The organism is Pantoea sp. B9002 (assembly GCF_013385945.1).
Classification (GTDB): domain Bacteria; phylum Pseudomonadota; class Gammaproteobacteria; order Enterobacterales; family Enterobacteriaceae; genus Pantoea.
The window spans coordinates 1-399 of record NZ_JACAPA010000058.1 but is presented as its reverse complement, the minus strand read 5'-3'; the positions used below and the strand labels follow the sequence as shown (position 1 = coordinate 399).

2 tRNA genes are annotated in these 399 nt (G+C 50.6%); both read left to right on the top strand.

What is annotated here, in order from left to right:
- Positions 1-50: 50 nt before the first annotated feature.
- A tRNA-Ile gene (locus tag HX773_RS23265) sits at positions 51-127 on the top strand.
- Positions 128-244: 117 nt separating this feature from the next.
- A tRNA-Ala gene (locus tag HX773_RS23260) sits at positions 245-320 on the top strand.
- Positions 321-399 lie beyond the last annotated feature (79 nt).

The following is a 399-nucleotide window of genomic DNA, read 5'->3' as shown; positions in this document are numbered from 1 at the left end:
TGCTCACACAGATTGTCTGATGAAATTAAAGAAGAGCGTAAAACGCCTGCAGGCTTGTAGCTCAGGTGGTTAGAGCGCACCCCTGATAAGGGTGAGGTCGGTGGTTCAAGTCCACTCAGGCCTACCAAATTCTTCCCCATACCGCGTTGTGACAACGACTCGCATACTTCAGTATGCTTCGCGTCGTCACGCCTTGTCTGTGAAAGAATTCTCCTGGTAAGCAAGCGTTTTGCAAAAACTCTATGGGGCTATAGCTCAGCTGGGAGAGCGCCTGCCTTGCACGCAGGAGGTCAGCGGTTCGATCCCGCTTAGCTCCACCATCAACGACCCCACGTTGATAACTAACTTCAGAATGTATCCTCGGGTACATTGCGAAGTTATTGCTCTTTAACAATCCGG